The sequence below is a fragment of the Paraburkholderia sp. SIMBA_054 genome, assembly GCF_046534875.1.
Taxonomy (GTDB): domain Bacteria; phylum Pseudomonadota; class Gammaproteobacteria; order Burkholderiales; family Burkholderiaceae; genus Paraburkholderia; species Paraburkholderia hospita.
The window spans coordinates 1-482 of the sequence record NZ_JAWRXV010000238.1; the positions used below are offsets into that span (position 1 = coordinate 1).

1 protein-coding gene is annotated in these 482 nt (G+C 59.5%); it reads left to right on the forward strand.

Features of this window, described 5'->3' with window-relative positions; all coding sequences use genetic code 11:
* Positions 1 to 482, forward strand: a 482-nt coding sequence (locus tag SB822_RS54940) for a 5'-3' exonuclease H3TH domain-containing protein (RefSeq protein WP_410858827.1), incomplete at both ends; no start/stop codon positions are given.

Genomic DNA, 482 nt, shown 5'->3' on the forward strand with positions numbered 1-482 from the left:
TCTGATGATCGACGGCGTGGAAGCCGACGACGTGATCGGCACGCTTTCCACCGAGGCGGAAAAGCGCGGCATGAACGTGATCGTGTCGACCGGGGACAAGGATCTGGCGCAGCTCGTGTCGGATCATGTCACCCTCATCAATACGATGACCAACGAAAAACTCGACCGCGCCGGCGTTCTTGCGAAGTTCGGCGTCCCCCCGGAGCGCATTGTCGACTACCTGTCGTTGATCGGCGATACCGTCGACAACGTGCCCGGCGTCGAGAAATGCGGGCCGAAAACCGCGCTCAAATGGCTGTCGCAATTCGAGTCGCTAGATGGCATCGTCGCACATGCAGACGAAATCAAAGGTGCGGTAGGAGACAATCTGCGACGAGCTCTGGATTTTCTGCCGATGGCGCGCAAGCTCGTCACCGTGGAGCGTCATTGCGATCTGACCGGGCATCTCACGTCGATCGAGGAGAATTTGCAGAGCCGGCCCG